The organism is Geodermatophilus obscurus, from assembly GCF_900115395.1.
Classification (GTDB): Bacteria; Actinomycetota; Actinomycetes; order Mycobacteriales; family Geodermatophilaceae; genus Geodermatophilus; species Geodermatophilus obscurus_B.
Window position 1 is genome coordinate 265,320 of record NZ_FOWE01000004.1, and the last position, 26,835, is coordinate 292,154.

General features: G+C 73.9%; 23 protein-coding genes. 16 read left to right on the plus strand and 7 right to left on the minus strand.

Annotated elements, in window-relative coordinates; genetic code table 11:
* Positions 1-2: 2 nt before the first annotated feature.
* Together BM165_RS09895 and BM165_RS09900 are read right to left on the minus strand one after the other, a co-directional pair.
* Positions 3-218, minus strand: coding sequence for a hypothetical protein (locus BM165_RS09895; RefSeq protein WP_075013348.1), 216 nt, complete (start codon positions 216-218; stop codon positions 3-5).
* Between the two features lie 32 nt (positions 219-250).
* Entirely contained in the window at positions 251-1,462 is a 1,212-nt protein-coding gene (locus tag BM165_RS09900; protein ID WP_075013349.1) for a class I SAM-dependent methyltransferase, read from the minus strand.
* A 181-nt stretch (positions 1,463-1,643) separates the two neighbouring features.
* Here BM165_RS09900 and groES point away from each other — a divergent pair, with 181 nt between their 5' ends.
* Positions 1,644-1,952 (plus strand): co-chaperone GroES, encoded by a 309-nt coding sequence (groES, locus tag BM165_RS09905; RefSeq protein ID WP_075013350.1) that lies wholly within the window; start codon positions 1,644-1,646, stop codon positions 1,950-1,952.
* A 157-nt stretch (positions 1,953-2,109) separates the two neighbouring features.
* Positions 2,110-3,753 carry a chaperonin GroEL gene (gene groL / locus BM165_RS09910; RefSeq protein WP_075013351.1) on the plus strand — a complete coding sequence of 548 codons (1,644 nt, stop codon included), beginning with the start codon at positions 2,110-2,112 and terminating at the stop codon, positions 3,751-3,753.
* A gap of 204 nt (positions 3,754-3,957) precedes the next feature.
* Here groL and BM165_RS09915 read toward each other — a convergent pair whose 3' ends face one another.
* Positions 3,958-4,257, minus strand: a complete 300-nt coding sequence (locus BM165_RS09915; protein WP_075013352.1) for a WhiB family transcriptional regulator — start codon at positions 4,255-4,257, stop codon at positions 3,958-3,960.
* Positions 4,258-4,500: 243 nt separating this feature from the next.
* Here BM165_RS09915 and BM165_RS09920 point away from each other — a divergent pair, with 243 nt between their 5' ends.
* Complete coding sequence (locus tag BM165_RS09920) at positions 4,501-5,238, plus strand: helix-turn-helix transcriptional regulator (RefSeq protein ID WP_143108101.1); 738 nt, start codon at positions 4,501-4,503, stop codon at positions 5,236-5,238.
* Between the two features lie 80 nt (positions 5,239-5,318).
* Here the strand turns inward: BM165_RS09920 and BM165_RS09925 are convergent, their stop codons facing one another.
* Positions 5,319-5,708, minus strand: coding sequence for a DUF5319 family protein (locus BM165_RS09925; protein ID WP_075013353.1), 390 nt, complete (start codon positions 5,706-5,708; stop codon positions 5,319-5,321).
* Positions 5,709-5,918: 210 nt separating this feature from the next.
* Between BM165_RS09925 and guaB the strand changes: the two genes are divergently transcribed.
* The 3 genes from guaB (at position 5,919) to guaA (ending at position 10,217) form a co-directional block, all read left to right on the plus strand.
* Positions 5,919-7,436: an IMP dehydrogenase gene (gene guaB / locus BM165_RS09930; protein ID WP_075013354.1), complete on the plus strand. Its 1,518-nt coding sequence runs from the start codon at positions 5,919-5,921 to the stop codon at positions 7,434-7,436.
* A gap of 67 nt (positions 7,437-7,503) precedes the next feature.
* Entirely contained in the window at positions 7,504-8,655 is a 1,152-nt protein-coding gene (locus tag BM165_RS09935) for a GuaB3 family IMP dehydrogenase-related protein (protein WP_075013355.1), read from the plus strand.
* The gene (gene guaA / locus BM165_RS09940; RefSeq protein ID WP_075013356.1) at positions 8,655-10,217 is read left to right on the plus strand and encodes a glutamine-hydrolyzing GMP synthase; all 1,563 of its coding nucleotides are present in this window, start codon (positions 8,655-8,657) and stop codon (positions 10,215-10,217) included. Before BM165_RS09935 ends, guaA begins: the two co-directional genes overlap by 1 nt.
* 111 nt (positions 10,218-10,328) lie before the next feature.
* On the opposite strand, the gene BM165_RS09945 is transcribed toward guaA, so the two are convergent.
* A complete protein-coding gene (locus BM165_RS09945; RefSeq protein WP_075013357.1) occupies positions 10,329-11,024 on the minus strand; it encodes a helix-turn-helix transcriptional regulator in 696 nt (231 codons plus the stop codon).
* Between the two features lie 65 nt (positions 11,025-11,089).
* Between BM165_RS09945 and BM165_RS09950 the strand changes: the two genes are divergently transcribed.
* Positions 11,090-11,674 carry a dienelactone hydrolase family protein gene (locus tag BM165_RS09950; protein ID WP_075013509.1) on the plus strand — a complete coding sequence of 195 codons (585 nt, stop codon included), beginning with the start codon at positions 11,090-11,092 and terminating at the stop codon, positions 11,672-11,674.
* A 179-nt stretch (positions 11,675-11,853) separates the two neighbouring features.
* Positions 11,854-14,658, plus strand: coding sequence for a PA14 domain-containing protein (locus tag BM165_RS09955; protein WP_143108102.1), 2,805 nt, complete (start codon positions 11,854-11,856; stop codon positions 14,656-14,658).
* An 80-nt stretch (positions 14,659-14,738) separates the two neighbouring features.
* Here BM165_RS09955 and BM165_RS09960 read toward each other — a convergent pair whose 3' ends face one another.
* Together BM165_RS09960 and BM165_RS09965 are read right to left on the minus strand one after the other, a co-directional pair.
* The gene (locus tag BM165_RS09960; protein WP_075013359.1) at positions 14,739-15,032 is read right to left on the minus strand and encodes a hypothetical protein; all 294 of its coding nucleotides are present in this window, start codon (positions 15,030-15,032) and stop codon (positions 14,739-14,741) included.
* Positions 15,025-15,936 carry a PspC domain-containing protein gene (locus BM165_RS09965; protein ID WP_075013360.1) on the minus strand — a complete coding sequence of 304 codons (912 nt, stop codon included), beginning with the start codon at positions 15,934-15,936 and terminating at the stop codon, positions 15,025-15,027. Before BM165_RS09965 ends, BM165_RS09960 begins: the two co-directional genes overlap by 8 nt.
* Positions 15,937-16,059: 123 nt before the next feature.
* On the opposite strand from BM165_RS09965, the gene BM165_RS09970 reads away from it, so the two are divergent.
* The 8 genes from BM165_RS09970 to BM165_RS10005 all read left to right on the plus strand — a co-directional run bounded on the left by BM165_RS09970 (position 16,060) and on the right by BM165_RS10005 (position 26,433).
* On the plus strand, positions 16,060-17,328 hold the full coding sequence (locus tag BM165_RS09970) for an ATP-binding protein (RefSeq protein ID WP_244274156.1): 1,269 nt from the start codon (positions 16,060-16,062) through the stop codon (positions 17,326-17,328).
* Positions 17,325-17,993 (plus strand): response regulator, encoded by a 669-nt coding sequence (locus BM165_RS09975; protein ID WP_280140701.1) that lies wholly within the window; start codon positions 17,325-17,327, stop codon positions 17,991-17,993. The genes BM165_RS09970 and BM165_RS09975 overlap by 4 nt, the downstream gene beginning before the upstream one ends.
* A gap of 154 nt (positions 17,994-18,147) precedes the next feature.
* Positions 18,148-19,209, plus strand: coding sequence for a glycosyltransferase family 2 protein (locus BM165_RS09980; RefSeq protein ID WP_075013361.1), 1,062 nt, complete (start codon positions 18,148-18,150; stop codon positions 19,207-19,209).
* A complete protein-coding gene (locus BM165_RS09985; protein WP_208976702.1) occupies positions 19,206-20,060 on the plus strand; it encodes an ABC transporter permease in 855 nt (284 codons plus the stop codon). The genes BM165_RS09980 and BM165_RS09985 overlap by 4 nt, the downstream gene beginning before the upstream one ends.
* A complete protein-coding gene (locus BM165_RS09990) occupies positions 20,060-20,809 on the plus strand; it encodes an ABC transporter ATP-binding protein (protein WP_075013362.1) in 750 nt (249 codons plus the stop codon). The genes BM165_RS09985 and BM165_RS09990 overlap by 1 nt, the downstream gene beginning before the upstream one ends.
* Before the next feature lie 49 nt (positions 20,810-20,858).
* Positions 20,859-22,598, plus strand: a complete 1,740-nt coding sequence (locus tag BM165_RS09995) for a stealth family protein (RefSeq protein WP_075013363.1) — start codon at positions 20,859-20,861, stop codon at positions 22,596-22,598.
* Entirely contained in the window at positions 22,595-25,516 is a 2,922-nt protein-coding gene (locus BM165_RS24245; protein ID WP_075013364.1) for a bifunctional glycosyltransferase/CDP-glycerol:glycerophosphate glycerophosphotransferase, read from the plus strand. The genes BM165_RS09995 and BM165_RS24245 overlap by 4 nt, the downstream gene beginning before the upstream one ends.
* Positions 25,513-26,433, plus strand: a complete 921-nt coding sequence (locus BM165_RS10005; RefSeq protein ID WP_143108105.1) for a DUF6270 domain-containing protein — start codon at positions 25,513-25,515, stop codon at positions 26,431-26,433. Before BM165_RS24245 ends, BM165_RS10005 begins: the two co-directional genes overlap by 4 nt.
* Positions 26,434-26,835: the final 402 nt, after the last annotated feature.

The window sequence follows — 26,835 nt, forward strand, 5'->3', positions numbered from 1 at the left end:
GGTCAGTGGCCGCGCCGCGCGCGGACCTCGGTGGCGAACCTCTTGTGGGCGGCCTGCGCGCTGATGCCGAGCGCCTCGCCGACCTGGGCCCACGTCCAGCCCCGGCCGACCGCCTCGACCACCGCCTCGACCTCCAGCCGGCTCGCGAGCCGGCGCAGGGCGACGACGGCGGCCAGCGCCTGCTCCGGGTCATCGGGACCCGGGATCTCGACCGCCACGCCATCAACCTAGGTTGATGGCCGCGTGTCCGTCAACCCGGGTTGATGGCACAGACGAGCGCCGTGGGGGCGCCGGCCACCCGGGTGACCACGACGGTCGCCGTCCCCGTGCCCGCCCCGCGCAGCTGCCGGGCGAGGGTCTCGGGCTCGATCGCCGACCCGCGCTTCTTCACCACCACCCGGCCGACGCCGCGGGTCCGCAGCAGCGCGCGCAGCCGCTTGAGGTTGAACGGCAGCACCTCGTCGACCCGGTACGAGGTGACCCAGGGGGTCGCGGCGCGGTCGCCGGAGGTCAGGTAGGCGATGGTCGGGTCGACCAGGGTGGCGCCCAGCCCGGCCGCGACCGGGGACACCAGCCCCGACCGGATGACGGCCGGGTCGGGCTCGTGCAGCCAGCCGCGCACGGGGCCGGTGTCGGCGGGTCCGGGGTCGGCCTCCGCGGTGAGCTCGTGCACGACGCCGTCGCGGACGACGGTCGCCCGGCGCCACGTCTCCGCCACCCCGCGGCCCCACAGCAGCGCCTCGACGATCGACCCGCGCACCGACACCCACTCCGCCTCGACGCCCTCCGGCACCCGCTCGTGGTCCAGTCCCGGCGCCACCTTGACCACCGCGCGCGGCACCCGGTCGAGCAGCGTGGTCACCGTCGACCAGGGCGGCGACCAGCGGTCGGGGTCGAGCAGGCGGCGCCCGCCGGCCCGCCGGGCGGGGTCGAGGACGGCGGCGCGGCAGCCGGCCACCTCCCCGCCGCGGGCGGCAGCGACCAGCTCGACGACGTCGCCGGCGACGACCCACACGTCGTCGTGCACGCCGAGGGCCGCGGCGTTGGCGGCGGTCAGCTCCCGGGCGAGCGGGTCGCGGTCGACGGCGAGCACCCGCGCCCCGGCCCGGGCCAGCGCCACGGTGTCGGTGCCCGCCGCGCAGCCGAGGTCGGCCGCGGAGTCGGTGCCGTCGGCGAGCAGCCGGGCGGCGCGGCGGGTGGCGAGCTCCGGGCGGCCGGCCTGCTCGAGGGTGTCGGCGGTGAGGAACAGCCGGTCGGCGTCGGCGCCGAACACCGGCCGGGCACGCGCCCGCAGCCGGGCCAGCTCCCACGCCGGGCCGGCCAGCTCCGGGCCGACCTCACCGCGCAGCCGGGCCACCCCGGCGAGCACGTCGGCGCCGCCGTCGAGCAGGGCCGCCGCGCGGGCCGTGGCCGCCGCCCCCTCCGGAGTGCGCAGCAGGGCGAGCGCGGCGGTGTCGGGCACGGGAGGAGCCTCCCCCAGACCTGCCCGTCCGGCCGGGGGGCCCTGTTGAGTGGCTGGCACTCTCATGGGTAGAGTGCCAATCGACACGGGCAGGAGCCTGACCCCCGCGACGGCAGGCCCGGCCCCCGTGCCACAGCATGCAAGACCACCAGCCGTCCGATCCCGAAGGGGGCGTCACCCCGTGACGACCGCTACCAAGGTCACCATCAAGCCGCTCGAGGACCGCGTCGTCGTCCAGGCCAACGAGGCCGAGACCACCACCGCCTCCGGCCTGGTCATCCCGGACACCGCCAAGGAGAAGCCGCAGGAGGGCACGGTCGTCGCCGTGGGCCCCGGCCGCGTCGACGACAACGGCAACCGCGTCCCGCTCGACGTCAACGTCGGCGACGTCGTCATCTACTCGAAGTACGGCGGCACCGAGGTCAAGTACGCCGGCGAGGAGTACCTCGTGCTCTCCGCCCGCGACCTGCTCGCCGTCGTCGAGAAGTAGTCGAAGGACCCCGTCGCCCCCCACCGCTCGCGAGCTCGCGGCGGGGCCTTGCGACGGGGCCGTTCCAGCACCTCGCGTCCGCCCCGGCGACCCGAACTGACCGGGTCCCGGGGCGGTCGTCGTCCTCCCCCGTAGCACGCCTGATCGGAAGGGCCCCATGGCCAAGATCATCAAGTTCAACGAGGACGCCCGCCGCGCGCTCGAGCGCGGCGTGGACAAGCTCGCCGACGCGGTCAAGGTGACCCTCGGCCCGCGCGGGCGCAACGTCGTCCTCGACAAGAAGTTCGGCGCCCCGACCATCACCAACGACGGCGTCACCATCGCCCGCGAGGTCGAGCTCGAGGACCCGTACGAGAACCTCGGTGCGCAGCTCGCCAAGAACGTCGCGACGAAGACCAACGACGTCGCCGGTGACGGCACCACCACCGCGACGGTGCTGGCCCAGGCGCTGGTCAAGGAGGGCATGCGCAACGTCGCCGCCGGCGCCAACCCGATGGAGCTCGGTCGCGGCATGCGCGCCGCCGTCGACGCCGTGTCGAAGGCCCTCGACGAGGCCGCCATCCCGGTCGACGACCAGGCCGCCATCGCCGGCGTCGCGACCATCTCCGCGCAGGACGCCGAGGTCGGCGACCTGATCGGGCAGGCGATGGAGAAGGTCGGCAAGGACGGCGTCATCACCGTCGAGGAGAGCAACACGATGTCCACCGAGCTGGACGTCACCGAGGGCGTGCAGTTCGACAAGGGCTACCTCTCGCCTTACTTCGTCACCGACCAGGAGGCGATGGAGGCCGTCCTCGACGACGCCCTCGTCCTGCTGGTGCAGGGCAAGGTCGGCGCGCTGGCCGACCTGCTGCCGCTGCTGGAGAAGGTGCTCGGCACCGGCGCGCGCCCGCTGCTCATCGTGGCCGAGGACGTCGAGGGCGAGGCGCTGTCGACCCTCGTCGTCAACTCCATCCGCAAGACGATCCGCGTGGTCGCGGTCAAGTCGCCCTACTTCGGCGACCGCCGCAAGGCCTTCATGACCGACCTCGCGATCGTCACCGGCGGCCAGGTCGTCAGCGAGGACGTCGGCCTCAAGCTCGACCAGGTCGGCCTCGAGGTGCTCGGCACCGCCCGCCGCGTGACCGTCACCAAGGACACGACGACGATCGTCGACGGCGGCGGCACCGCCGGCGCGATCAGCGACCGGGTCGCCCAGATCCGCCGCGAGATCGAGTCCACCGACTCCGACTGGGACCGCGAGAAGCTGCAGGAGCGGCTGGCCAAGCTGGCCGGCGGCATCGGCGTCATCCGGGTCGGCGCGGCCACCGAGGTCGAGCTCAAGGAGCGCAAGCACCGCATCGAGGACGCCATCGCCGCCACCCGCGCCGCGGTGGAGGAGGGCGTCGTCCCCGGCGGTGGCTCCGCGCTCGTGCACGCGGCCGCCGCGATCGACGCGCTCGACCTCTCCGGCGACGAGCTGACCGGCGCCCGCGCCGTGCGCAGCGCGCTGGACGCCCCGCTGGCCCGCATCGCCGACAACGCCGGCTTCGAGGGCCGCGTCGTCGTCAGCAGGGTCCGCGACCTCGGCGTGGGCCACGGCTTCAACGCCGCCACCGGCGAGTACGGCGACCTGGCCGCACAGGGCGTCATCGACCCGGTCAAGGTCACCAAGGCCGCGCTGGGCAACGCCGCGTCGATCGCCGCGATGGTGCTCACCACCGACTCCGCCGTCGTCGAGGCGCCGGAGGAGGACCACGACCACGCGGGCGGTGGGCACCACACGCACGGCCACTCGCACGGTCACGGCCACAGCCACTGACCGCGCATGATCAGGTGAGCTGATCGTGCTGCGTCCTGGCTCACCGTCCATGGTGAGCCAGGACGCGCGGCGGTGAGCCAGGACGCGCGGCAGACACGCGACCCGGGGCGCCGGCGGACACGCGAACCGGGACGCCGGCCGAAACACCAGAGGGCCGGTCCAGCAGCTACTGGACCGGCCCTCTCGTCGTGTATCGGTGGGGCGCTAGACCCCCGCGGCGACGGCGGCGGGCTCCGCGGCGATGAGCCGGGCCCGCTCCTCCTCGCTCATGCCGCCCCAGACCCCGTAGGGCTCGCGGACGCTGAGCGCGTGCTTGAGGCAGGCCTCGACGACCGGGCACTTGCCGCAGACGGCCTTCGCGGCGGCCTGGCGGCGGGCCCGGGCGGGGCCCCGCTCGCCGTCCGGGTGGAAGAACAGGGCCGTGCTCTCACCACGGCAGGCGCCGTGCAACTGCCAGTCCCAGACCTCGGCCACGGGTGTCGGCAGTCGGCGGATGTCGGCCATGTCGGTCCTCCTCGGCTCAGTGCGAGCCGGAGGGGGCGGTCCGGCTGCATGGGGCCGGTGCCCGAGGGCCGCGAGGGCCAAACACGTCGCGATCGAGCATTTTCCCGGCCCGCGTCTCCCCCCGCAGGGTGAGCACGGCTGTTCCCTCCCCGGACCGGCGGTCAAGGTGACTGCAGGCCGTGCCGTTCCCCGGGTCGAGTGACCCGGGCGCCCCGTTCGGCCGGGGGAGACGAGGAGCAACACGTGATCGACGACAGGATGCGTGGACCCGGCCACGGGGCCACGACCGTGTGGGTGTACGACGAGCGCCGCCGCGTCCGCGACGACGTCGCCTCCCGCCTGGTGGCCCTGCCCTTCGTGGGCCGGGTCGAGGTCGTCGGTGACGCCGTCGCGCTGATGCAGCGGCTGGCCACCCGGCAGCCCGACGTGCTGCTGGTCGGCACGCAGCGCGCCGTCGACACCGGCCTGACCGTGGCGACGCAGGTGCTGCGGACCCACCCGGGCGTCCCGGTGCTCGTGCTGGGCGCGCCCGACGACGCCGAGACGGTGCGCGCGTCGGTCGCCGTCGGCGCCCGGGGCTACCTGCGCTGGGACGCCAGCGCCCTGGAGATGGGCCTGGGCCTGTCCCGCGTGGGCCTTCGCCCCGACGGCCCCCGCCCGCCGCAGCCGGTGAGCGCCCCGGTGCCGCTGGCCTCGGTCGGGGCCCCGGCTCCCGCGTGGGCCACGCCGCTCAACGGTGCCGGCCCCCGTGCGGTCAGCTCGACGGTCCGCGAGACCACGCCGGCGGTGACGCTGTCCATGCGGGAGATGCAGGTCCTCACCGGCATGAGCCAGGGCAAGAGCAACGCCCAGATCGGCCGCGAGCTCTACCTGTCCGAGGACACGATCAAGACCCACGCTCGCCGGCTGTTCCGCAAGCTCGGCGCCAAGGACCGGGCCGAGGCCGTCGCGACGGGCTTCCGCCGCGGGATGATGTCCTGACCTGCTGAGTTCGCGCCGAGGGGCCCCTCCGATTCCCGGAGGGGCCCCTCGCCGCGTTCCCGGCCCGGTGGGGTCCTCGGCTACTCGTCGCGGGCGTGCCGGCCGCCGGGGGAGCCGCCGGGCTCCTCGCGCTCGGCCATGGCGGTCACCCCGTCGGCGTAGCCGCTGGCGTAGTCCCAGCTGACGTAGTCGTCGGGGTCGGGGTCGAAGGGCGGTTCGTGCCGGCCGGTCTGCCCCTCCTCGAGCAGCTGGCGCAGGTTGGCCTGCATCAGCGCCCAGTCGACGTGGTGTTCCTCGTCGCAGTCGGGGCAGTCGACGACGATGCCCTTGATGCCGGTCGGTTCGAGCAGCGTCCGGAAGACCTCGAGCTCGGCGAGGTCGTCGAGGACCCCGGCCCGCTCCTCCATGGTCAGCGGCGGCGGGTCCGACGGCGTGCTGCCGGAGTCCGGGACGTCGTCGAAGGGACTCACGGTGCCTCCTCCCTCGTGCTGCGGCGGTTCGCGCGCACGGGCGCGCGGGCTCGCACGTCCGGGGGACCACGGTAGCCGCCCCCGCCGGGCGTTCCCACGGCCCGCCGGTCACGGTGGCGTCCCGGTGCCGCAGCGCCCCGGCCTACGATCGACGGTGGTTCCCGCGCGCCCCGGCCGGGGCTGACCCCGACGGAGAGGGTGGCCGCTCCCATGCAGCCCGACGACCGGACCCCCGAGCTGCCGGCGAAGTTCGCCCCGCTCGGCCTGACCTACGACGACGTCCTGCTCATCCCCGGTGAGTCCGACGTCGTCCCCGCCGAGGTCGACACCAGCAGCCGGCTGACCCGCGGGATCCGGATCGCCGTCCCGCTGCTGTCCAGCGCGATGGACACCGTCACCGAGGCGCGGATGGCCATCGCCATGGCGCGGGTCGGCGGCGTCGGCGTCCTGCACCGCAACCTCGCCGCCGAGGAGCAGGCCGGCCAGGTCGACCTGGTCAAGCGCTCCGAGGCCGGCATGGTCACCAACCCGGTCACCTGCTCGCCGGACAACACCCTCGCCGAGGTGGACGCGCTGTCCGGCCGCTACCGCATCTCCGGTGCCCCGGTGGTCGACGACGAGGGCGTGCTCATCGGCATCGTCACCAACCGCGACATGCGCTTCGAGACCGACCCGCACCGGCTGGTCCGCGACGTCATGACCCCGATGCCGCTGGTCACCGCCCCGGTCGGCGTCGACGCCGACACCGCGCTGCGGCTGCTGTCCCAGCACAAGATCGAGAAGCTGCCGATCGTCGACCCGTCCGGGCGGCTGCGCGGCCTGATCACGGTCAAGGACTTCGTCAAGCGCGACCAGTACCCGAACGCCACCAAGGACGCCGACGGCCGGCTCGTCGTCGGCGCCGCGCTCGGCGTGGGCGAGGACGCCTTCAAGCGGGCCGGCCTGCTCGTCGACGCCGGCGTCGACGTGCTGGTGGTCGACACCGCGCACGGCCACCAGCGCGCGGTGCTCGACATGGTGGCGCGGGTGCGCAAGGAGTTCGGCGGCGACGGCGGCGTGCAGGTGGTCGGGGGCAACATCGCCACCCGCGCGGGCGCGCAGGCGCTGGTCGACGCCGGCGCCGACGCGGTGAAGGTCGGCGTCGGCCCGGGCTCGATCTGCACCACCCGCGTGGTGGCCGGCGTCGGCGTCCCGCAGATCACCGCCATCTACGAGGCCAGCCTCGCGGCGAGGCCGGCCGGCGTCCCGGTCATCGCCGACGGCGGCCTGCAGTACTCCGGCGACATCGCCAAGGCCCTCGTCGCCGGCGCCGACACCGTGATGATCGGCGGGCTGTTCGCCGGGGTCGAGGAGGCCCCGGGCGAGCTGGTGTTCATGAACGGCAAGCAGTTCAAGACCTACCGCGGCATGGGCTCGCTGGGTGCGATGCAGAAGCGCGGCAGCCAGTCCTTCAGCCGCGACCGCTACTTCGCCGACGACGTCCTCTCCGACGACAAGCTCGTCCCCGAGGGCATCGAGGGCCAGGTGCCCTACCGCGGGATGCTGGCGACCGTGGCCCACCAGCTGGTCGGCGGCCTCCGGGCGTCGATGGGCTACGCCGGCGCGGCCACCGTCGCCGACCTGCAGGAGCGCGGGCAGCTCACCCGGATCACCTCCGCCGGGCTGACCGAGAGCCACCCGCACGACATCCAGATGACCGTCGAAGCCCCCAACTACCGCGGTCGGTGAGCCACTTGTCCAACGTCGGGTCCACCCGTCAGACCGTCGAGGCACCGAACTACCGGGGGCGCTGACCATGCCCGCTCGCGACACCGTCGAGATCGGCCTCAACCGCTTCGCCCGCCGGGGCTACGACCTCGACGAGGTGTCGATCGTCCCGTCCCGCCGCACCCGCGACGTCGACGACGTCTCCACCGCCTGGCAGATCGACGCCTTCCGGTTCGAGATCCCGCTGGTGACCAGCCCCAGCGACGCCGTCGTCAGCCCCGCGACGGCGATCGCCGTCGGCCAGGCGGGCGGCCTCGGCGTGCTGAACGCCGAGGGGCTGTGGACCCGCTACGACGACCCGCTGCCGGTCTACCGGCAGCTGCGCGAGGCCGGCGCGGAGGCGCCGCCGCCGGTGTCGCTGCTGCAGCAGGTCTACGCCGAGCCGGTGAAGGCCGACCTGATCGGCGCCCGGATCAAGGAGATGCGCGACGCCGGGGTGACCACGGCCGTGCGCGTGTCGCCGCAGCACACCGAGCTGCTCGCGCCGACGGTGCTCGCCGCCGGGGTCGACCTGCTGGTCATCCAGGGCACGATCGTCTCCGCCGAGCACGTGACCACCCAGGGCGCCGCGCTCAACCTCAAGTCCTTCATCGCCGACCTCGACGTCCCGGTGATCGTGGGCGGTGCGGCCAACTACACGACCGCGCTGCACCTCATGCGCACCGGCGCGGCCGGCGTGATCGTCGGCGTCGGCGCCGACAGCTTCTCCACCGGCGACGCCGTCATGGGCATCCGGGTGCCGCTGGCCAGCGCGATCGCCGACGCCGCGGCCGCTCGCCGCGACTACCTCGACGAGACCGGTGGCCGGTACGTGCACGTCATCGCCAACGGCCGGATCGAGACCAGCGGCGCCATCGCCCGGGCCCTGGCCTGCGGCGCCGACGCCGTGCAGCTCGGCGAGCCGCTGCGCGCGGCGAGGGAGGCCCCGGCCTCCGGCGTGTGGTGGGACTCGGTGGCCGCGCACCCGCGGCTGCCGCGCGGCGGGACGTCGGCGCCGGTGCCCGCCCGGGGGTCGCTGGAGCAGCTGCTGCTCGGCCCGGCCGAGACCTCCGACGGCCGCACCAACCTCTTCGGCGCGCTGCGCCGCACGATGGCCAAGACCGGCTACCGCGACCTCAAGGAGTTCCAGCGCGTGGACCTCGTGATCGGCGGCGCCCCGGCCGGCGACAGCGCCGACTGATGGACTTCCCGACCGTCCTCGTCGTCGACTTCGGCGCGCAGTACGCCCAGCTCATCGCCCGGCGCATCCGCGAGGCCGGCGTCTACTCCGAGATCGTCCCGTCGTCGGTGTCCGCGGAGGAGATCCTGGAGCGGGAGCCGGCGGCGGTCGTGCTGTCGGGCGGCCCGTCCAGCGTCTACGCCGAGGGCGCGCCGCAGGTCGACCCCACGCTGTTCGAGGGCGGGGTGCCGGCGTTCGGCATCTGCTACGGGTTCCAGGCGATGGCGCAGTCCCTCGGCGGCACCGTCGCGCACACCGGCGGCCGCGAGTACGGCCGCACCCCGCTGACGGTCACCACCGGCGGCCGGCTCTTCGGCGACCTGCCGGTCGAGCAGCCGGTGTGGATGAGCCACGGCGACGCCGTCAGCGCCCCGCCGCCCGGGTTCACCGTCACCGCCACCTCCAGCGGCGCGCCGGTCGCGGCGTTCGAGGACGTCGACCGGCGGCTGGCCGGCGTGCAGTTCCACCCCGAGGTGCGGCACACCGCGCACGGCCAGACGGTGCTCGAGCACTTCCTGTTCGACATCGCCGGCCTGGAGCCGACCTGGACGGCGGCCAACGTCGTCGAGGAGCAGGTCGAGCGGATCCGCGCGCAGGTGGGGGAGGGCCGGGCGCTGTGCGCGCTGTCGGGCGGTGTCGACTCCGCCGTCGCCGCGGCGCTCGTGCAGCGGGCCATCGGTGACCGGCTGACCTGCGTGTACGTCGACCACGGGCTCATGCGCGAGGGCGAGACCGAGCAGATCGAGCGGGACTTCGTCGCCGTCACCCGGGTGGACCTGCGGGTGGTCGACGCCCGGGAGCGGTTCCTCGGCGCGCTGGCCGGGATCAGCGACCCGGAGGAGAAGCGCAAGACGATCGGCCGGGAGTTCATCCGGGTCTTCGAGCAGGCCGCGCTCGACGTCGTCGGCGACGCGGCCGACCACGGGGAGCGCGTCGACTTCCTCGTGCAGGGGACGCTCTACCCCGACGTCGTCGAGTCCGGCGGCGGCACGGGGACGGCGAACATCAAGAGCCACCACAACGTCGGCGGGCTGCCCGAGGACCTGCAGTTCACCCTCGTCGAGCCGCTGCGGACGCTGTTCAAGGACGAGGTCCGCGCGGTCGGCGTCGAGCTGCGGCTGCCCGAGGCGATGGTGTGGCGCCAGCCGTTCCCCGGCCCGGGCCTGGGGATCCGGATCGTCGGCGAGGTGACCCAGGAGCGCCTCGACGTGCTGCGGCAGGCCGACGCGATCGTGCGCGCCGAGCTCACCGCCGCCGGCCTGGACCGCGAGATCTGGCAGTGCCCGGTGGTGCTGCTGGCCGACGTCCGCTCGGTGGGTGTGCAGGGCGACGGCCGCACCTACGGCCACCCGGTGGTGCTGCGCCCGGTGTCCAGCGAGGACGCCATGACCGCCGACTGGACCCGGCTGCCCTACGACGTGCTCGCCCGGATCTCCACCCGCATCACCAACGAGGTCCGCGAGGTCAACCGCGTCGTCCTCGACGTCACGAGCAAGCCGCCCGGCACCATCGAGTGGGAATGAGGACCCCGTCGCCCCCACGCCTCGCAGGCTCGGCGCGGGCCCCCGCGACGGGGCCGTTCCAGCACGTCGCCTGCTCGGGCCGGGGCCCTGCGACGAGGCCGTTCCAGCACGTCACCCGGGGGACCTGACGGCGTGCGCGTCCGGGGGCGGGGTGCCGTAGACCGCGGGGTCCCGCTCGGGTGCGACCTCGGTGGTGAGGTCGGCGGCCTCGATGCGGTCCCAGCGGAACCAGCGCGGCGCGTCCCGTTCCCGGCACCAGCCGACCAGGTACCACCGGTCCCCGGTGCGGGCGAGCAGATGCGGCTCCACCCGGCGGCGGGACGCCGCCCCGCGACGGTCGCGGTAGGTGATCGCCACGACGCGCCGCCGGGCCAGCGCCTCCTCCACCACGGGCGCGGGGTCGGGACGCCCGCCGGGCCGCCCGCGCACCCACACCCGGCCGCCGAGCCGCTCGGTCTCCGCCCGCGCCGCGGCACCGAGGCCGTCGAGCACCTTCGCCAGCGCCGCCCGGCCGTCGGCGGCGAACGGCGCGTCCGTCGCCCCGGCCAGCGCGAGGGTGACCGCGACGGCCTGCGCCGGCGTCAGGTTGACCGGCGGGAGGGTGGCCGAGGCGTCGAGCACGTAGCCCCCGCCGGGACCCGAGCCCGCCCAGATCGGGACGCCGGCCTGCTGCAGGGCGCTGACGTCGCGCTTGACGGTGCGGGTGGACACCTCCAGCCACTCCGCGAGGCGCTGCGCCGTCCGGCCGCGCGACCCGGCCCGCCGCAGTTCCTCGGTGAGCGCGTGCAGCCGGTCGGTGCGGTTCACGATCGCGAGGATCGCAGGAGTCGGTGACAGGACGGTGTCACCGACGCCCGAGCAGAGTGACCGGCATGGCATCCATCGCGCTGTTCCACTCCGTCCTCGGCGTCCGGCCGGGCATCTCCGACGCCGCGGGGCGCCTGCGCGCGGCCGGCCATGACGTCCTCGTCGTCGACCAGTACGACGGGCGGGTCTTCGACGACTACGGCGAGGCCGGCAGGTACGTCGAGGAGGTCGGCTTCCCGGCGCTCATGGCCCGCGCCGCGGACGCCGTCCGCGACCTGCCCGACGGCTTCGTGGCCGCCGGCTTCTCCAACGGCGCCGGGATGGCCGAGCACGTGGCCACCCGGCGCCGGGTCAGCGGCGTGCTGCTGGCCTCCGGAGCGCTGCCGATGGCCGTCCTCGGGGCGCCGTCCTGGCCGGCCGGCGTGGCGGCGCAGCTGCACCGCGCCACCGGGGATCCGCACGCGTCCGCCGAGTGGGACGAGGCCCTGGCCGCCGACGTCGCGGCCGCCGGCGGTGTCCTGGAGGTGGTCCGGTACGAGGTGGCGGGCCACCTGTTCACCGACCCGAGCCTGCCCGCCGAGTACGACGCGGCGGCCACCGAGAGGTTCTGGCGGGAGGCGCTGTCGTTCGTCGGCCGGGTCGTCGGCTGAGGGCGGACGGTGGCACCGGACCGTCCGGTCTCGCCTCTCGCGCTCACCACCGGTGACGGCGGGCCGGTGTGGTCTGGGTCACACGCCGGAGCGGGGGCCGGTCCGCCGTCGCCCTCCCGTCCCGCGATTAGCGTCCCGCGCCTCGGCCGACGGCGGCCGGGGGGACACGGGGAGTGGTCATGGCGACCTGGGCCGGACACCTGCGGCGGACGACGCGAGCGGCGGGGGTCGGGGTCCTCGCCCTCCTCCTGGTGGTCTCGGCGTGCCTCGCGGTCATCGCGCAGAGCGCGGCGCCGGCGGCCGCCGCGCCACAGGCGGGCTTCACCGACACCACCGCCTTCAGCGGCCTGGTCAACCCGACGGCGGTCCGCTTCGCGCCCGACGGACGGGTCTTCGTCGCCGAGAAGCGGGGCACCGTCCAGGTGTTCGACGGCCTCGCCGACACCACGCCGACGCAGGTGGCCGACCTCCGCACCGAGGTCCACAACTTCTGGGACCGCGGGCTGCTCGGGCTGGCGGTCGACCCCGGGTTCCCGGCCCGCCCGTACCTCTACGCGCTGTACACCTTCGACGGGCCGGTCGGCGGGACCGCGCCCCGGTGGGGGACGGCGGGCGCCGACAGCGATCCCTGCCCGAGCCCGCCCGGTGCCACCAGTGACGGCTGCGTCGTCAGCGGGAAGCTGGTCAAGCTCACCCTGACCGGCACGACGACGACCAAGCAGGACCTGGTCCACGACTGGTGCCAGCAGTACCCCAGCCACAGCACCGGGGACCTCGTCTTCGGCCGCGACGGCGCGCTCTACGCCTCCGCCGGTGACGGCGCGAGCTTCGACTTCGCCGACTTCGGCCAGGACGGCAACCCGGTCAACCCCTGCGGCGACCCGCCGGGCGGGGTCGGCGGGGCGATGACGCCGCCCACGGCGCAGGGCGGTGCGCTCCGCTCCCAGGACCTGCGGACTGGCGGCGACCCGGTGACCCTCGACGGCACGGTCATCCGCGTCTCCCCGGACACCGGCGCGGCCCTGCCGGACAACCCGAACGCGGCGTCCGCCGACGCCAACGCGCGGCGGATCGTGGCCTACGGCCTGCGCAACCCGTTCCGAATGACGCAGCGCCCCGGCACCGACGAGGTGTGGATCGGCGACGTCGGCTGGGGGACCTTCGAGGAGATCGACCGCCTCGCGGCACCGACGGCCGGCGTCACCAACTTCGGCTGGCCCTGCTACGAGGGCAACGACCGTCAGGCCGCCTACGACGGGTTGAACCTGACGGTCTGCGAGGACCTCTACGCGCAGGGCCCCTCCGCCGTCACCGCGCCCTACTACCCGTACCGGCACGGTCAGCCGCTCAACGCCAACGACAACTGCAACGTCACCCGCGGGTCCTCGACCTCCGGTGTCTCGTTCCAGTTCTACGCGGGCGGTCCCTACCCGGCGGAGTACGACGGCGCGCTGTTCTTCTCCGACTACTCGCGCAACTGCATCTGGGTGATGACCCGGGGCACCGACGGCCTCCCGGACCGGCTCAAGGCACGCCCCTTCGTCACCGACGCCGCCGGCCCGGTGGACCTGGAGCTCTCCCCGCAGGGTGAGCTCTTCTACGCCGACCTCAACGGCGGGACCATCCGGCGCGTCGCCTACGCCGGGACCGGCCCCACGCCCACGACGTGCCCGGCGGGCCAGTACCTCGCCGAGTACTTCCCGAACAAGACGCTCACCGGCCCGGCCGCGGCCACCGCCTGTGAGGCGGCCCCGCTGTCCCACGACTGGGGCACGGGCGCCCCGGCGGGCGTCGGGCCCGACAACTTCTCGGCCCGCTGGACCGGCACCTTCGACTTCACCGGCGGGGACACCACGTTCACCGCCGTGACCGACGACGGGATGCGCGTGGCGGTGGACGGGACCCCGGTGATCGACGAGTGGCGGGACCAGTCACCCACCACCTTCACCGCGACCAGACCGCTGACGGCGGGCGCCCACCAGGTGCGCGTCGAGTGGTTCGAGACCGGCGGCGACGCCGTCGCGAAGCTGGCCTGGGCCGCCGCGGGCCCGGCGACCGGCGACCCGGTCCCGCAGATCACCACCCCCGCGGCGGGGACGACGTGGCAGGTCGGCGAGACGATCGCCTTCACCGGCTCGGCGACCGACGCGGCCGGCCGGCCGCTCCCGGCGAGCGCGCTGACCTGGGAGATGGTGCTGCAGCACTGCCCCGACGCCTGTCACGACCACCCGCTGCAGTCGTGGTCCGGGGTGAGCGGCGCGTCCATCGCCGCGCCGGACCACGAGTACCCGGCCCACCTCGAGCTGCGGCTCACGGCGCGGGACGCCACCGGGCGGACGGCCACGGTCGTGCGGGAGCTGCAGCCGCGGACCGTGCAGGTCACGGTGACCACGCAGCCCGCCGGCCTGCAGGCCACGCTGGGCTCGCGGACGGCGGCCACCCCGTTCACCGCCACGGTGATCGTGGGCGGGCGGACCGGCCTGTCGGCCCCGAGTCCGCAGACGTCGGGCGGGCTAGTCCACGACTTCGCCTCGTGGTCCGACGGCGGTGCGCAGACGCACCAGGTCACCGTGGGGGCCACCCCGGTCACCTACACGGCGACCTACCGGTCCGCCTGCGGTGCCGGCCAGTTCCGCGCCGAGTACTTCGGCAACCGGACGCTGTCGGGGACGCCGGCCTCGAGCGCCTGCGAGGCGGCTCCGCTGAACCGCACCTGGGGGACCGGAGGACCGCCGGGGGTCGGCCAGAACAACTTCTCGGCGCGCTGGACCGGCGTCTTCTCCTTCACCGCCGGTGCCCACACCTTCACCGCCGCCGGTGACGACGGGATCCGCGTGTACGTCGACGGTCAGCTCAGGATCGACCGCTGGGCGGCCGGCGGCACGGGCACGGCGACCCTCACCCTGACCGAGGGGACACACGAGGTCCGGGTCGAGTACTTCGAGAAGACGGGCCAGGCGTCGGCCCGGGTGTCGTGGACCTGACCCGGCGCCCCGGCTGACGACGGACGAGGGCCCGGGGAGCTGGTCGCTCCCCGGGCCCTCGTCGGTCCGCCCCCGTCGTGTCAGCGCCTGTGGCGCACCTTCCGCACCTCGCTCACCAGGAGCGCGACCCCCGCACCGATCAGCAGCAGCCACAGCAGGCCGCCGTCGGCGAGGAAGCCGAGCGGGATGGTCACCCCGACGATGAACACCAGCGCCAGGACCACGAAGGCGACGCCGGGCACCAGGGCCACCAGGTCGGGACGGCGCCGGCGCGGCTCCGGGACGGCGAGGGCCGGCGTGTGCTGCCAGTCCTCGGCCAGCGCGCGCTCCTGCCAGGCGGTCGGGGTGGTCGGGAACTCGCTGTAGTCAGGCACGGGACACCTCCACGTTGCCGACCCCGTGGTCGATGGTCAGGACGAGCGCGGGGTCGCGGTCGCCGTCCTCGTCTCCGCCGTCGTCCTCGTCCGCGTCCTCGGCCGGGAAGTAGCCGTCGCCGCTCTGGCCGAAGATCTCGGTGTTCCCGCCGTCCTGGTCGAGCACGACGCGGACGGCGACGTCGTCGGGCACCTCCACCTCGAGGTTGCCCAGGTCCTGGTCGATGCGGATCTCCCGCCCGCCGAGGTCGTCGCCGTCGATCTCCGACAGGTCGATCTCCATGTTGCCGGCGCCCAGGCGGTAGACGGCCTCGACGTCCTCGACGCTGGTCGGCTGGTACTCGCGGTTCCCCACGCCGCCGCCGGGCCCGTGCCCGTCCTCGTCCCAGTCGTGCACCGACGAGGCGAACATCAGCGCCAGCGTGAGCACCGAGCCCAGCGCGATCAACCCGCCGCGGGGAGCCCGTCCCCGGGCGAACGCGGAGGCGACCAGCCCGAGGCCGACCACCAGCAGTGCCCCGGCCAGGAAGCCGCGCGCACCGAGGTCGAGGCCGGTGTAGCGGGTCAGCAGCACCATCAGGCCGACGACGATCAGCAGCCCGGCGACGGTGATCCCGGCGACGGGGGAGCGGGGCCCGGGCGGTGCGGCCGGTGTGCCGTCGGCCGGCGTGCGGGGGCCGGCCGGCATGAGCAGCCACAGCAGCAGGTAGACGGCGATGCCGGTACCGCCGGCGAGCGTGAGGGCGACGAAGCCGACGCGCCACAGCAGCGCGTCGACGCCGCTGTACTGGGCGAGCCCCCCGGCGACGCCGCCGGCGACCTTGTCGGTGCGGCTGCGGCGCAGCGCCGGCCGGGGGGGCGGGGGTTCGAGGAGCGGGGCCCCGGGAGGGAAGGGAGCGGTCATGGCACAGAGCGTGCCGAGCCGGGACGCGCCGCGGCATCGGGGAAGGCCCCCATCCGACCCTGGTCCTGCCCGTCCGGGGTCCTCCCGGTACCGGAGGAGGCCCGCGCGGTGCACCATCGGACCGTGACCAGGACCGTGCCGACCCCCGTGGGCGGGCTCCCGGCCGGTGCGACGGCGCCGGCCGCCCCGCCGGCGCCGCTGCTGACCGTGCCGCACGCCGGCCTCCCCGCGACGTCCGGGGCCTCCGGCCGCCCCCCGCTGGTCCGTCCCCGCTCGGGACGGATGCTGGCGGGCGTGGCGGCCGGGACGGCGGCGCACCTGCGCGCTGACCCGCTCCTGGTGCGGGCGGTGTTCCTCGCCCTCGCGGTGGCCGGCGTCGGCCTCGTCGTCTATCCGGTGCTGTGGTTCTTCATGCCGCTGGGCGAGGCGGCGCCGGAGGTGGCCCAGGAGCCCAGCCGCCGGCAGACCCTCGCCATGGTCCTGCTCGGGCTCGGCGCGCTCGTCCTGGTCACCAACCTCGCCACCTGGGGCGAGAACCAGCTCATCGCCCCGCTGCTGCTGGTCGGCGGCGGCCTGGCCGTCATCTGGCGGCAGATCGACACCGACCGGACCCTCGCCCGGCCCGGCGTCCGCTGGGTGCTGGCCGGCGGCGCGGTGCTCGCGGCGGTCGGCCTGGTGCTGCTGCTGGCGACCACGGGCCAGCTGGCCAACGCCCGCAACGGGTTCGTCGCGACGCTGGTCATCCTCGTCGGCGTCGTGCTGGCCACCGCCCCGTTCTGGCGGCGGCTGCTGGACTCCCGCGAGGACGAGCGCACCGCCCGCATCCGGTCGGAGGAGCGGGCCGCCGTCGCCGCCCACCTGCACGACTCGGTGCTGCAGACCCTCGCGCTCATCCAGCGGCACTCCGGCGACCAGCAGGCCGTCGCGCGGCTGGCCCGCAGCCAGGAGCGCGAGCTGCGCAGCTGGCTGTACGAGCCGGCGAAGGTGACCGGCGGGGGCACGTGGGCGTCGCTGGTGTCGGAGATGGTCGCCGAGGTGGAGGCCGACCACGAGCTCACCGTCGACCCGGTCGTCGTCGGCGACACCCCGCTCGACGACGCGGTCGCCGCCCTCGGCGCGGCCACCCGCGAGGCGCTGGTCAACGCCGCCAAGCACGCCGGCGTCCCCTCCGCCGACCTCTACACCGAGGTGACGGCGCAGCAGGTGTCGGTCTTCGTGCGCGACCGCGGCGCCGGGTTCGACCCCGCCACGGTGCCGTCCGACCGGCGCGGCCTGCGCGACTCGGTCACCGGGCGGCTGACCCGGCTCGGCGGCACGGCCGTGGTCCGGTCCGCGCCGGGCGAGGGCACCGAGGTCGAGCTCTGCCTGCCCCGCGAGGCGGCGGCCGCGTGAGCGCACCGCAGCGCCCGTCCGTCTTCCTCGTCGACGACCACGCGATGGTCCGCGCCGGCGTGCGCCACGAGCTCGGCGACGCGGTGACCGTCGCCGGGGAGGCCGCGGACGCCGACTCCGCGATCGCCGGCATCCGCGCCGCCGTCCCCGACGTCGTGCTGCTCGACGTCCACCTGCCCGGCGGCGGTGGCCGCGCGGTGCTCGAGGCGCTGCGGGCCGAGCTGCCGGGGGTGAAGTGGCTGGCTTTGTCGGTGTCCGACGCCGCCGAGGACGTCATCGCCGTCATCCGCGCCGGCGCGCGCGGCTACGTCACCAAGACGATCTCCGGGCCGGAGCTGGTCGCGGCGGTGCAGCGCGTCGCCGAGGGCGACGTCGTCTTCAGCCCGCGGCTGGCCGGGTTCGTGCTCGACGCCTTCGCCGCGACCTCCCCGTCGGCCCCGCAGCCGGAGGACCCGGCGACCGACCCCGGGCTGGACCTGCTCAGCGCTCGGGAGCGCGAGGTCATGCAGCTGCTGGCACGCGGGTACACCTACCGCGAGATCGGCTCGCGGCTGTTCATCTCGGTGAAGACGGTGGAGTCGCACGCGTCGAACGTGCTGCGCAAGCTGCAGCTGTCCAACCGCAACGAGCTCACCCGCTGGGCCGCCACCAACCGGCTGCTCTGACCGGCCGGACGGAGTGTTCCGTCCCCCTCGGTGCTCCTCCCGCGGGTCGGGCGTGACTCGTGTGACTCGGGTGGCGTGTCGCGCCTGGCACATGTCGACGAATCGACGAGGGACTGCGGACCGGAACCGTCACTGAACTTAGAGTGACTGCGCCATGACTGAGACGTACGCACCGGCGCCTGACGGTCACCCCATCGAGTGGATCGCCACCGAGACGGAGCGCGCCTGGCCGTCCGTGTCGGTCGTCATGCCCGTCCTCAACGAGGCGCGGCACCTGGCCACCAGCGTGGTCGAGATCCTGGCCCAGGAGTACGGCGGCGACGTCGAACTCGTCATCGCGCTCGGTCCGTCCCGGGACGACACCGACCGCATCGCCCGCGAGCTGGCGGCCGGCGACAGCCGGATCAAGCTGGTCCGCAACCCGACCGGGCGCACCCCGGCCGGGCTGAACATCGCCGTCCAGGCGTCCAGCCACGGGATCATCGCCCGCGTCGACGGGCACGGCATCCTGCTGGCCGGCTACCTCGAGCGGGCCGTGCGCCTCCTCGAGCGGACCGGGGCTGCCAACGTCGGTGGGCTGATGCTCGCCGTCGGCGAGACCGGCTTCGAGCAGGCGGTCGCCCGGGCGTACTCCTCGAAGGTCGGCCTCGGCGGCGGCAGCTTCCACGTCGGCGGCGTCGAGGGTCCGGCCGACACCGTCTACCTCGGGGTGTTCCGCCGCGAGGTGCTCGAGCGGCTCGGCGGCTTCGACGAGCACTACCACCGCGCGCAGGACTGGGAGCTCAACCACCGCATCCGCCAGTCCGGCGGGGTGGTGTGGTTCTCCCCGGACCTCGCGGTCACGTACCGCCCCCGCTCCTCCTGGACCGAGCTGGTCCGGCAGTTCTTCCACACCGGCCGCTGGCGCCGCGAGGTCATCCGCCGGCACCCCGACTCGGTGCGCCCCCGCTACCTGGCCCCGCCGGCCGTCACCGCAGCCATCGTCGCCGGGACCGCCGCCGGCGTGGCCGGCGCGGTGACCGGCCACCAGGCCCTGCAGTGGGGCTGGCTGGCGCCGGCCGCCTACTGCGTCGGGGTCGTGAGCGCCGCCGCGGCGGAGTCCGAGGGCCTGTCCTGGCGCGCGCGGGCCTGGCTGCCCGCCGTCCTCGCCACCGTGCACCTCAGCTGGGGCAGCGGCTTCCTCTTCGGCAGCCGTCCGTGCGGCGGTGGCCGGTGACGGCGACCGCCGAGCGCGTCGAGGTGCCGGTCCCGGTGTCCGCGCGGCACCCCCGGCGCCCACGGCGCGGGATCACGGCCCGCCCGGCCGCGCTCTGGGGACGGCGCCGCGCGGTGCGCCTGCTCGTCGCCCGCGACCTCAAGGTCCGCTACGCCTCATCGGCGCTGGGCTACCTGTGGTCGGTCCTCGAGCCGCTGGCGCTGGCCGGCATCTACTGGTTCGTCTTCACGCAGGTCTTCACCCGCACGGTCGGCGCGGAGCCCTACATCGTCTTCCTGCTCGCCGGGCTGCTCCCGTGGACGTGGTTCAACGGGGCGGTCACCGAGGCGGCGCGGGCGCTGCACACCGAGGCCAAGCTGGTGCGCTCCACCAACGTGCCGCGCGAGGTGTGGGTCGTGCGGGTCGTGCTGTCCAAGGGCGTCGAGTTCCTGCTGAGCCTGCCGGTCCTGTTCGGTTTCGCCCTCGCCTTCGGGGCGCCGCTGGACTGGCACCTGGTCCTGCTGCTGCCCGGCGCGGTGCTGATGGCGGTGCTCGTCCTCGGCGTCGGCCTGCTGCTGGCCCCCATGGTCGTGCTCGTGCGCGACCTCGAGCGGGTGGTGCGCATCGCGCTGCGGCTCGGCTTCTACGCGACCCCGGTCATCTTCGCCGTCTCCGACGTGCCCGGCCGGCTGTCGGCGGTCTTCGCACTCAACCCGCTGGCCGGTGTCATCGAGCTCAACCGGGCGGGCTTCTCCACCGAGCCGGTGCAGTGGTCCCTGGTCGGGATCTCCGTCTCCGCCGCCGCCGTCCTGCTGGCCGCCGGCTGGGCCGTCTTCGCCCGGCTCGAGCGCACCGTGCTCAAGGAGATCTGATGCCCGCAGCGACGGACCCGGTGGTCTCGGTCGAGGACGTGGCGGTGCGCTTCCACCGCGGACGGCGGCACCGCAGCCTGCGCGACTACCTCATCCGCGGCGAGGGCGGCGTGCGGCGCGACGAGTTCTGGGCGCTGCGCGACGTCAGCTTCTCCATCGGGCAAGGGGAGACGATCGGCGTCGTCGGCCGCAACGGCCAGGGCAAGTCGACCCTGCTCAAGCTGATCGCCGGCGTGCTGCTGCCCGACCGCGGCACCGTCGACGTGCGCGCGGGGGTGGCCCCGCTGATCGAGATCACCGGCGGGTTCGTCGCCGACCTCACCGTGCGCGAGAACATCGGGCTCACCGCGGGGCTGCACGGCATGTCGCGGGCGGTGATCGGCGAGCGCTTCGACGAGATCGTCGACTTCGCCGAGATCGAGGAGTTCCTCGACACCCCGTACAAGCACCTGTCGAGCGGGATGAAGGTGCGGGTCGCCTTCGCCGTCGTGTCCCGGCTCGAGGAGCCGGTGGTCCTCGTCGACGAGGTGCTCGCGGTGGGCGACAAGGTCTTCAAGCGCAAGTGCCACGCGCGCATCGAGGAGATGGTCGCGGAGGGACGGACGCTGTTCCTGGTGTCCCACAACGACGGCGACCTGCGCCGCTTCTGCGCGCGCGGGCTGTACCTGCGGGAGGGACGGCTCGTGGGGGACGGGCCGATGGATGAGGTACTCGCGGCCTACGCGGACGAGACCCGGGAGAGCGCGTGAGCGCGGGCCGTGCCGTGCCCGCACACGCACCCGGCGGGGGAGGGGACCGATGAGTCCGAGCCTGAACACGATCGTCCCGCTGCACGTGCAGCAGCGGGTGTACCGGGCGCTGCCCGCGCCGGCGTGGCGGGTCGTCCGCGACGTCGGCCGGGGGTCGACCTCCCTGCAGGCCGCGGCCCGCGACCTGCGGCTCGAGCGCATGCGCCGGGCCGCGGCCGACCGGGTCGAGGGCCCGGTGACGGCGGTGCGCTACCGGGGCGAGCGGTTCCTGGCCCGCCCCGTCGACACCTTCTCCGCCTCGGCGGTCCTCGCGGCCAACGCGGCGTTCGTGGCGGACGCGCTCGACGGGGCCGGCATCCGGTACCTGGTCGTCGACGCGCCGGTGAACGGCCGCCGGGTGCTGGCCGTGGCCGAGCACGACCGGGCGGCCGCGTGGGCCGCGCTGGACGCCGCGGCGCGGCGGGACCCCGCCTACCGGCAGCAGGTGCACCCCCGCGGCAACGAGCGCAGCCGGCGGCTGTCCCGCCCGGCCGGCCGCGTCCCGGCGGGGGACGCGTACACGGTGTTCCGCGTGCTGGCCGCCCCGGGCGCGGCCGAGGCCCTGTGCGGGCCGGAGCTGGGGTGCGTGCTCGAGTTCTGGCGCGTCCTGGCCGAGGACCAGCCCGACGACCACACCACCGGTGAGCCACTGGCGGCCGGGTCGTGGGTCGCGCCCCGCCGCAACCCGTGGGTGGACGCCCTCCCCAGCACGATCGGCGAGCCGGCCCGCTGGGACGTCGACGGCGTCAGCCGGCCGGCCCTCCCCGTCCTCACCCCCCGGCACGCCTACGACGTCGACTTCCCGGTCGACGTCGTCTACACCTGGGTGGACGGCAGCGACCCCGCGTGGCGGGAGCGCAAGGCGGCCGTGCACTCCGCCGTCGGCCTCGGCGAGCTCAACGAGTTCGCGAGCAACGAGTCCCGCTTCCTGTCCCGCGACGAGCTGCGGTACTCCCTGCGGTCCCTGGACATGTACGCCGGCTGGGTCCGCCACGTCTACCTCGTCACCGACGACCAGGTGCCGCCGTGGCTGGACACCGACAACCCGCGGCTCACCGTCGTCAGCCACCGGGAGCTCTTCGGCGACCGGGGCCGGCTGCCGACCTTCAACTCGCACGCGATCGAGTCGCAGCTGCACCACGTCGAGGGCCTCAGCGACCACTTCCTCTACCTGAACGACGACTTCTTCTTCGGCCGCCCGGTCCGCCCGCGCCTGTTCTTCGAGGGCAACGGCATCGCGCACTTCTTCCCGTCGACGGCGAAGCTCGGCCTGGGGCCGACCGGGGCCTTCGACCGGCCGGTGATGAGCGGCGGCAAGAACAACCGCGAGCTGCTCTTCAAGGCCTTCGACCGGACGGTCACCAACAAGTTCAAGCACGCGCCGAACGCGCTGCTGAAGGACGTGCTGGCCGAGATGGAGGAGCGCTTCCCCGAGCAGTTCGCCGAGACGGCGGGCCACCAGTTCCGCCACCCCGGGGACCTGTCGGTGGTCTCGGCGTTCCACCACCACTACGCCTACCTGGCCGGGCGTGCCGTGGAGGGCCGGATCCGGTACCTCTACGCCGACATCGCGGCCCCGGAGACCGCCCGGCGGCTCGAGCGGCTGCTCGAGCGCCGCGACGTCGACACGTTCTGCCTCAACGACCACGACACCTCCGGTGTCGATCCGCTGGAGCAGCAGCACATGCTGCACGGCTTCCTGTCCCGGTACTTCCCCCTGCGCAGCAGTTTCGAGAAGAGCGAGTCGTGAGCCCCACCGCCACAGCACCTGTCGAGGGACCGAGCCCGGCGCGGCCCCGGTTCAGCGTCGTCTCGGCCGTCTACAACGTCGCCGAGTACATCGAGGCCTTCCTGTCCTCGCTGGACCGGCAGACCTACGGCATCGAGAATCTCGAGATCATCCTGGTCGACGACGGGTCGACCGACGGTGCCGGTGAGATCGCTCGTCGGTGGGCGGAGTCGACCCCGGCGCGGGTCCACGTGATCCGTCAGGAGAACGCCGGCCAGGGCGCGGCCCGCAACGCCGGGATCGAGCTGGCGACCGGCGAGTGGGTGACCTTCGCCGACCCGGACGACGTCCTGGCCGACGACTACTTCAGCGAGGTGGCTGCCTTCCTCGGCACCCAGCGCAAGACGCCGGACCTGCTCGCCACCCGGCTCCTGGTCTTCACCGACGACCCGGCCGCGCACGTGGACAAGCACGCGCTCCGCAAGAACTTCGGCCGGGGCAACCAACTGGTCGACATGAGCCAGTACCCGAACCGGATCCACCTGTCGGCTGGGACGGCGTTCCTGCCGCTGGACCGGCTGCGCGCGAATGGGAACAGGTTCGACCCGCGCATCCGGCCGACCTTCGAGGACGGTCACCTCATCGGTGTCCACCTGCTCGAGTCGGCCGCCCCGCTGGTGGGGTTCATCGCGTCCGCCGGCTACTACTACCGCAAGCGCGCCGACGGGACGTCGTCGGTGCAGTCGGCGTGGACGCGGGACGACAAGTACCTCGCCGTCCCGCGTTACGGGTACCTCGACCTCCTCCGCCGTGGCGCGCAGCGGTACGGCCGGCCACCGGTGTGGCTGCAGAACACCGTGCTCTACGACCTGCTCTGGTACTTCAAGGCCGACAGCAGGCTCATCTCTGCCACCGGCGCCGTGCGGCCGGAGGTGCAGGACGAGTTCCACGCCCTGTGCCGCGAGATCTTCGCCCTGATCGACGTCGAGACGATCATGGGCTTCCAGGTCTCATCCACCGCCTACTGGCTGCGCAATGCCCTGGTCGTCGGCTACAAGGACCTGCGGACCAGGCCGAGCCAGGTCCGCCTCGACCAGCTGGACGAGCGCCAGCGGCTGGTGCGCGCCCGCTACACCTACGGCGGACCCCGGCCGCGGGAGGAGTTCTCGTGGCGCGGGCGGCAGGTCGAGCCGGTCCACCAGAAGGTCCGCTCGATCGAGTTCTTCGGCCGGGCGGTCGCCCAGGAGCGGATCGTGTGGCTGCCGGCGGACGGGACCCTGCGCATCACGCTCGACGGCCGGCCGGTCCCGCTGTCCACCCGGGCGCCCAGCGACCTGCCCTACCAGGTCACCGCGCTCCGCCTGTCCAAGGAACTGGGCGCCTCGCGGCCCGACCTGGCCTCCGGACCGGACGTCGGCGCCACCGGACTCGTACGCGTCGTCGGTGCTCCGGCGCGGTGGCTCTCCGCTCTCGTCACGTGGTTCGCGGCCTGGGTCGACCGCGAGCAGTGGACGGCTCGCATCACCCGACGCCGAGCCGCGGGTCCCTCCGCCCGGCGGCGGTACGCCGACGCCTGGGTCCTGATGGACCGACAGGAGCAGGCCCAGGACAGTGCCGAGCACCTGTACCGCTACCTCAAGCGCAAGCGGCCGCAGGTCAACGCCTGGTTCGTCCTCGACCGGCAGTCCCCGGACTGGCGACGGCTGCAGCGAGAGGGCTTCAAGCTGGTCGCGCACGGGTCCGTGCAGTGGCGCATGTTGCTGCTCAACGCACGACACGTGGTGTCCTCGCACGCCAACGCGTTCGCGATGGCCCCCCTGCCGCACGCCCTGTACGGGCGGCCGCAGTGGCAGTTCACCTTCCTGCAGCACGGGGTGGGCAAGGACGACTACTCGCGCTGGCTGAACGACAAGCGGATCTCCCTCCTGATGACGACGACGGAGGCCGAGGAGCGGTCCTTCACCGGGGACGGGACGCCGTACGTGTTCACCACCAAGGAGGTCAAGCGGACGGGGCTTCCCCGCCACGACGCCCTGCTGGCGAAGGCGCGGAAGCTCGCCGATCGGGACGTGGACCGCATCCTCGTCATGCCGACGTGGCGCCGGTCCCTGGCCGAGGGGATGCCCGAGTCGCTGACCCCGGAGGAGAGGGCGGCGGCCTTCCGCGCATCCGAGTACGCGCAGCACTGGTTCGGCCTGCTGCAGGCCCCGGAGCTGCGCCAGGTGGCCGAGCGCACCGGGTCCCGCGTGGCGTTCCTGCCCCACCCCAACATGACGCCGTTCCTGCACGACAGTGACGTCCCGGGGCACGTGGAGCTGCTGCGGTGGGCGGACGTCGACGTCCAGGACGTGTTCGCCCGCACGGCGCTGCTGATCACGGACTACTCGTCGATCGCGTTCGAGGTCGCGCTGCTCGGCCGGCCCACCGTCTACTTCCAGTTCGACCGCGACGAGTTCTTCTCGGGCGCGCAGCCCTACCGCCGCGGCTACTTCAGCTACGAGCGCGACGGTTTCGGGCCCGTGACGACCTCGCTGGAGGAGGCCGTGTCGGCCCTCGAGAAGCTCGCCGTCGAGGGCCTGCGGCCCGACGAGGCGATCGAGCGCCGCATCCGGGCGACCTTCGGCGAGCCGGCCGGCGACGCCTGCTACCAGGTGTTCAAGGCCATCCGCGAGCTCGACCGACCGGTCCGAGCCCAGGTGGTCGCCGGTCCCAGTGGGGTCGAGGTGGCGGCCGGCGACGCGGCGGCAGTGGTCGAGGGACCGGGGACGCCGACGACGGAGGGTCTGGCGCCCGGCGACGGGCTCACCGGCGCCCAACTGGTCGAAGACGCCCTGAACGACGCCGCACTGCACGAACCGGAACTCGCCGACGAGGGCCTCTCCGAGGACTTCGAGGCGGTCGGCGCCGACGGCGTGACGGTCGGGGCGGACCAGCTGTGACCACCGGCGTTGTGTCAGTGCCCTCCAGCAACCCAATGCCGTTCGAGCCAGTGCGCGTTGCCGTCCTGGGGAGTTGCGTCAGCCGAGATCTCTTCAACAGTCGATTCAATCCCAACTACAAAGACTTGTTCGAGTGTGTTGCGCTGAGCAATCAGGTGTCACTCATCAGTTTGATGAGCGGACGCGTAGACGTACCCCCGGCCCGGATGGGCAACCTCGATCCGTATGGACAGCGCGAGGTCACCAAGGAGGTCACGCGGTCGTTCTTGGACGAGCTCTTGATCCAACGGCCGGGGTATCTGCTCATCGACCTGTTTGCGGATGTGCACTTCGGTTGCTTCTCCGTCAATGGGTCCTATCTGACGCGTAACCGCTGGAAGATCATGCGGACGCCGTTCTTCTCGGAATCCGACACGGTCGACCTCGTCCCTGGGGCGGACAGGGCGGGCTACCTTGTGATGTGGCGCGACGCGCTGGACCGCCTGCTGGCCTTCCTCGGTCGCGAGCTACCGGAAACCCGCTTGGTCCTGCACCGGGCGCGTAACGTCACGCGGTCTGTGGCTGAAGACGGCTCGGAGCGCTCCCTGGGCCGGGAAGCGGAACTGCGGGACATGAACGACTGGTGGGAGACTCTCGACGCGGAGTTGTCCTCGCGAGGTGTCGACCGGGTGATCAACGTCTTCACGGACGACCTGACCAGCACCGACAGTCATCCGTGGGGCCCGTTCGCAGTGCACTACACGCTGGATTACCACCCGGCCGCCCTGACCAGGCTGACCCAGATCGTCCTGGCCGACGTCCGGAGCGCCGCCGACGGCACGGCCCTGGCGCGTTCGGTACCGTCGCGCCTCTTCGTGCACGGGCGCGCGCGGCTCGGCGGGCTAAGGAGCCTGACGCGGCGGCGACCAGTCGGCTGAGCCTGTTGCGTGTCTCCGTCGGCCTCCTGCGTGGGCGACCCGTTCCGCGAGGTGGTGGTGGGTGCCGGTCCTGACCACAGCGATGGGGACGCCAGCTCCGTCGGGAGCATGACGACGGTGCGCGAGCCGGACGGTGTCGAGGAGCACCGACTCGAGCGTTGGGCGGTGGTGCCCCTCAGCCGCTCACCAGGTGGTCCGGTGTGACCGAACCACAGTCCGCGACCACCAGCTGACGCGCACTCCCGGCCTCAAGCGTCGGCCTCGGGTGCGCGGTGAGGGGTCGACGCTCGACGTGGTCGCGAGTGTCTGACCACGAGGGTTGCCGGCGCGCAGCACCGAGCCCGTAGTCCAGGCGCTGATCGCCGCCTCTCGGGACCGCGATCTCGCCGACGCGGAGCGTCG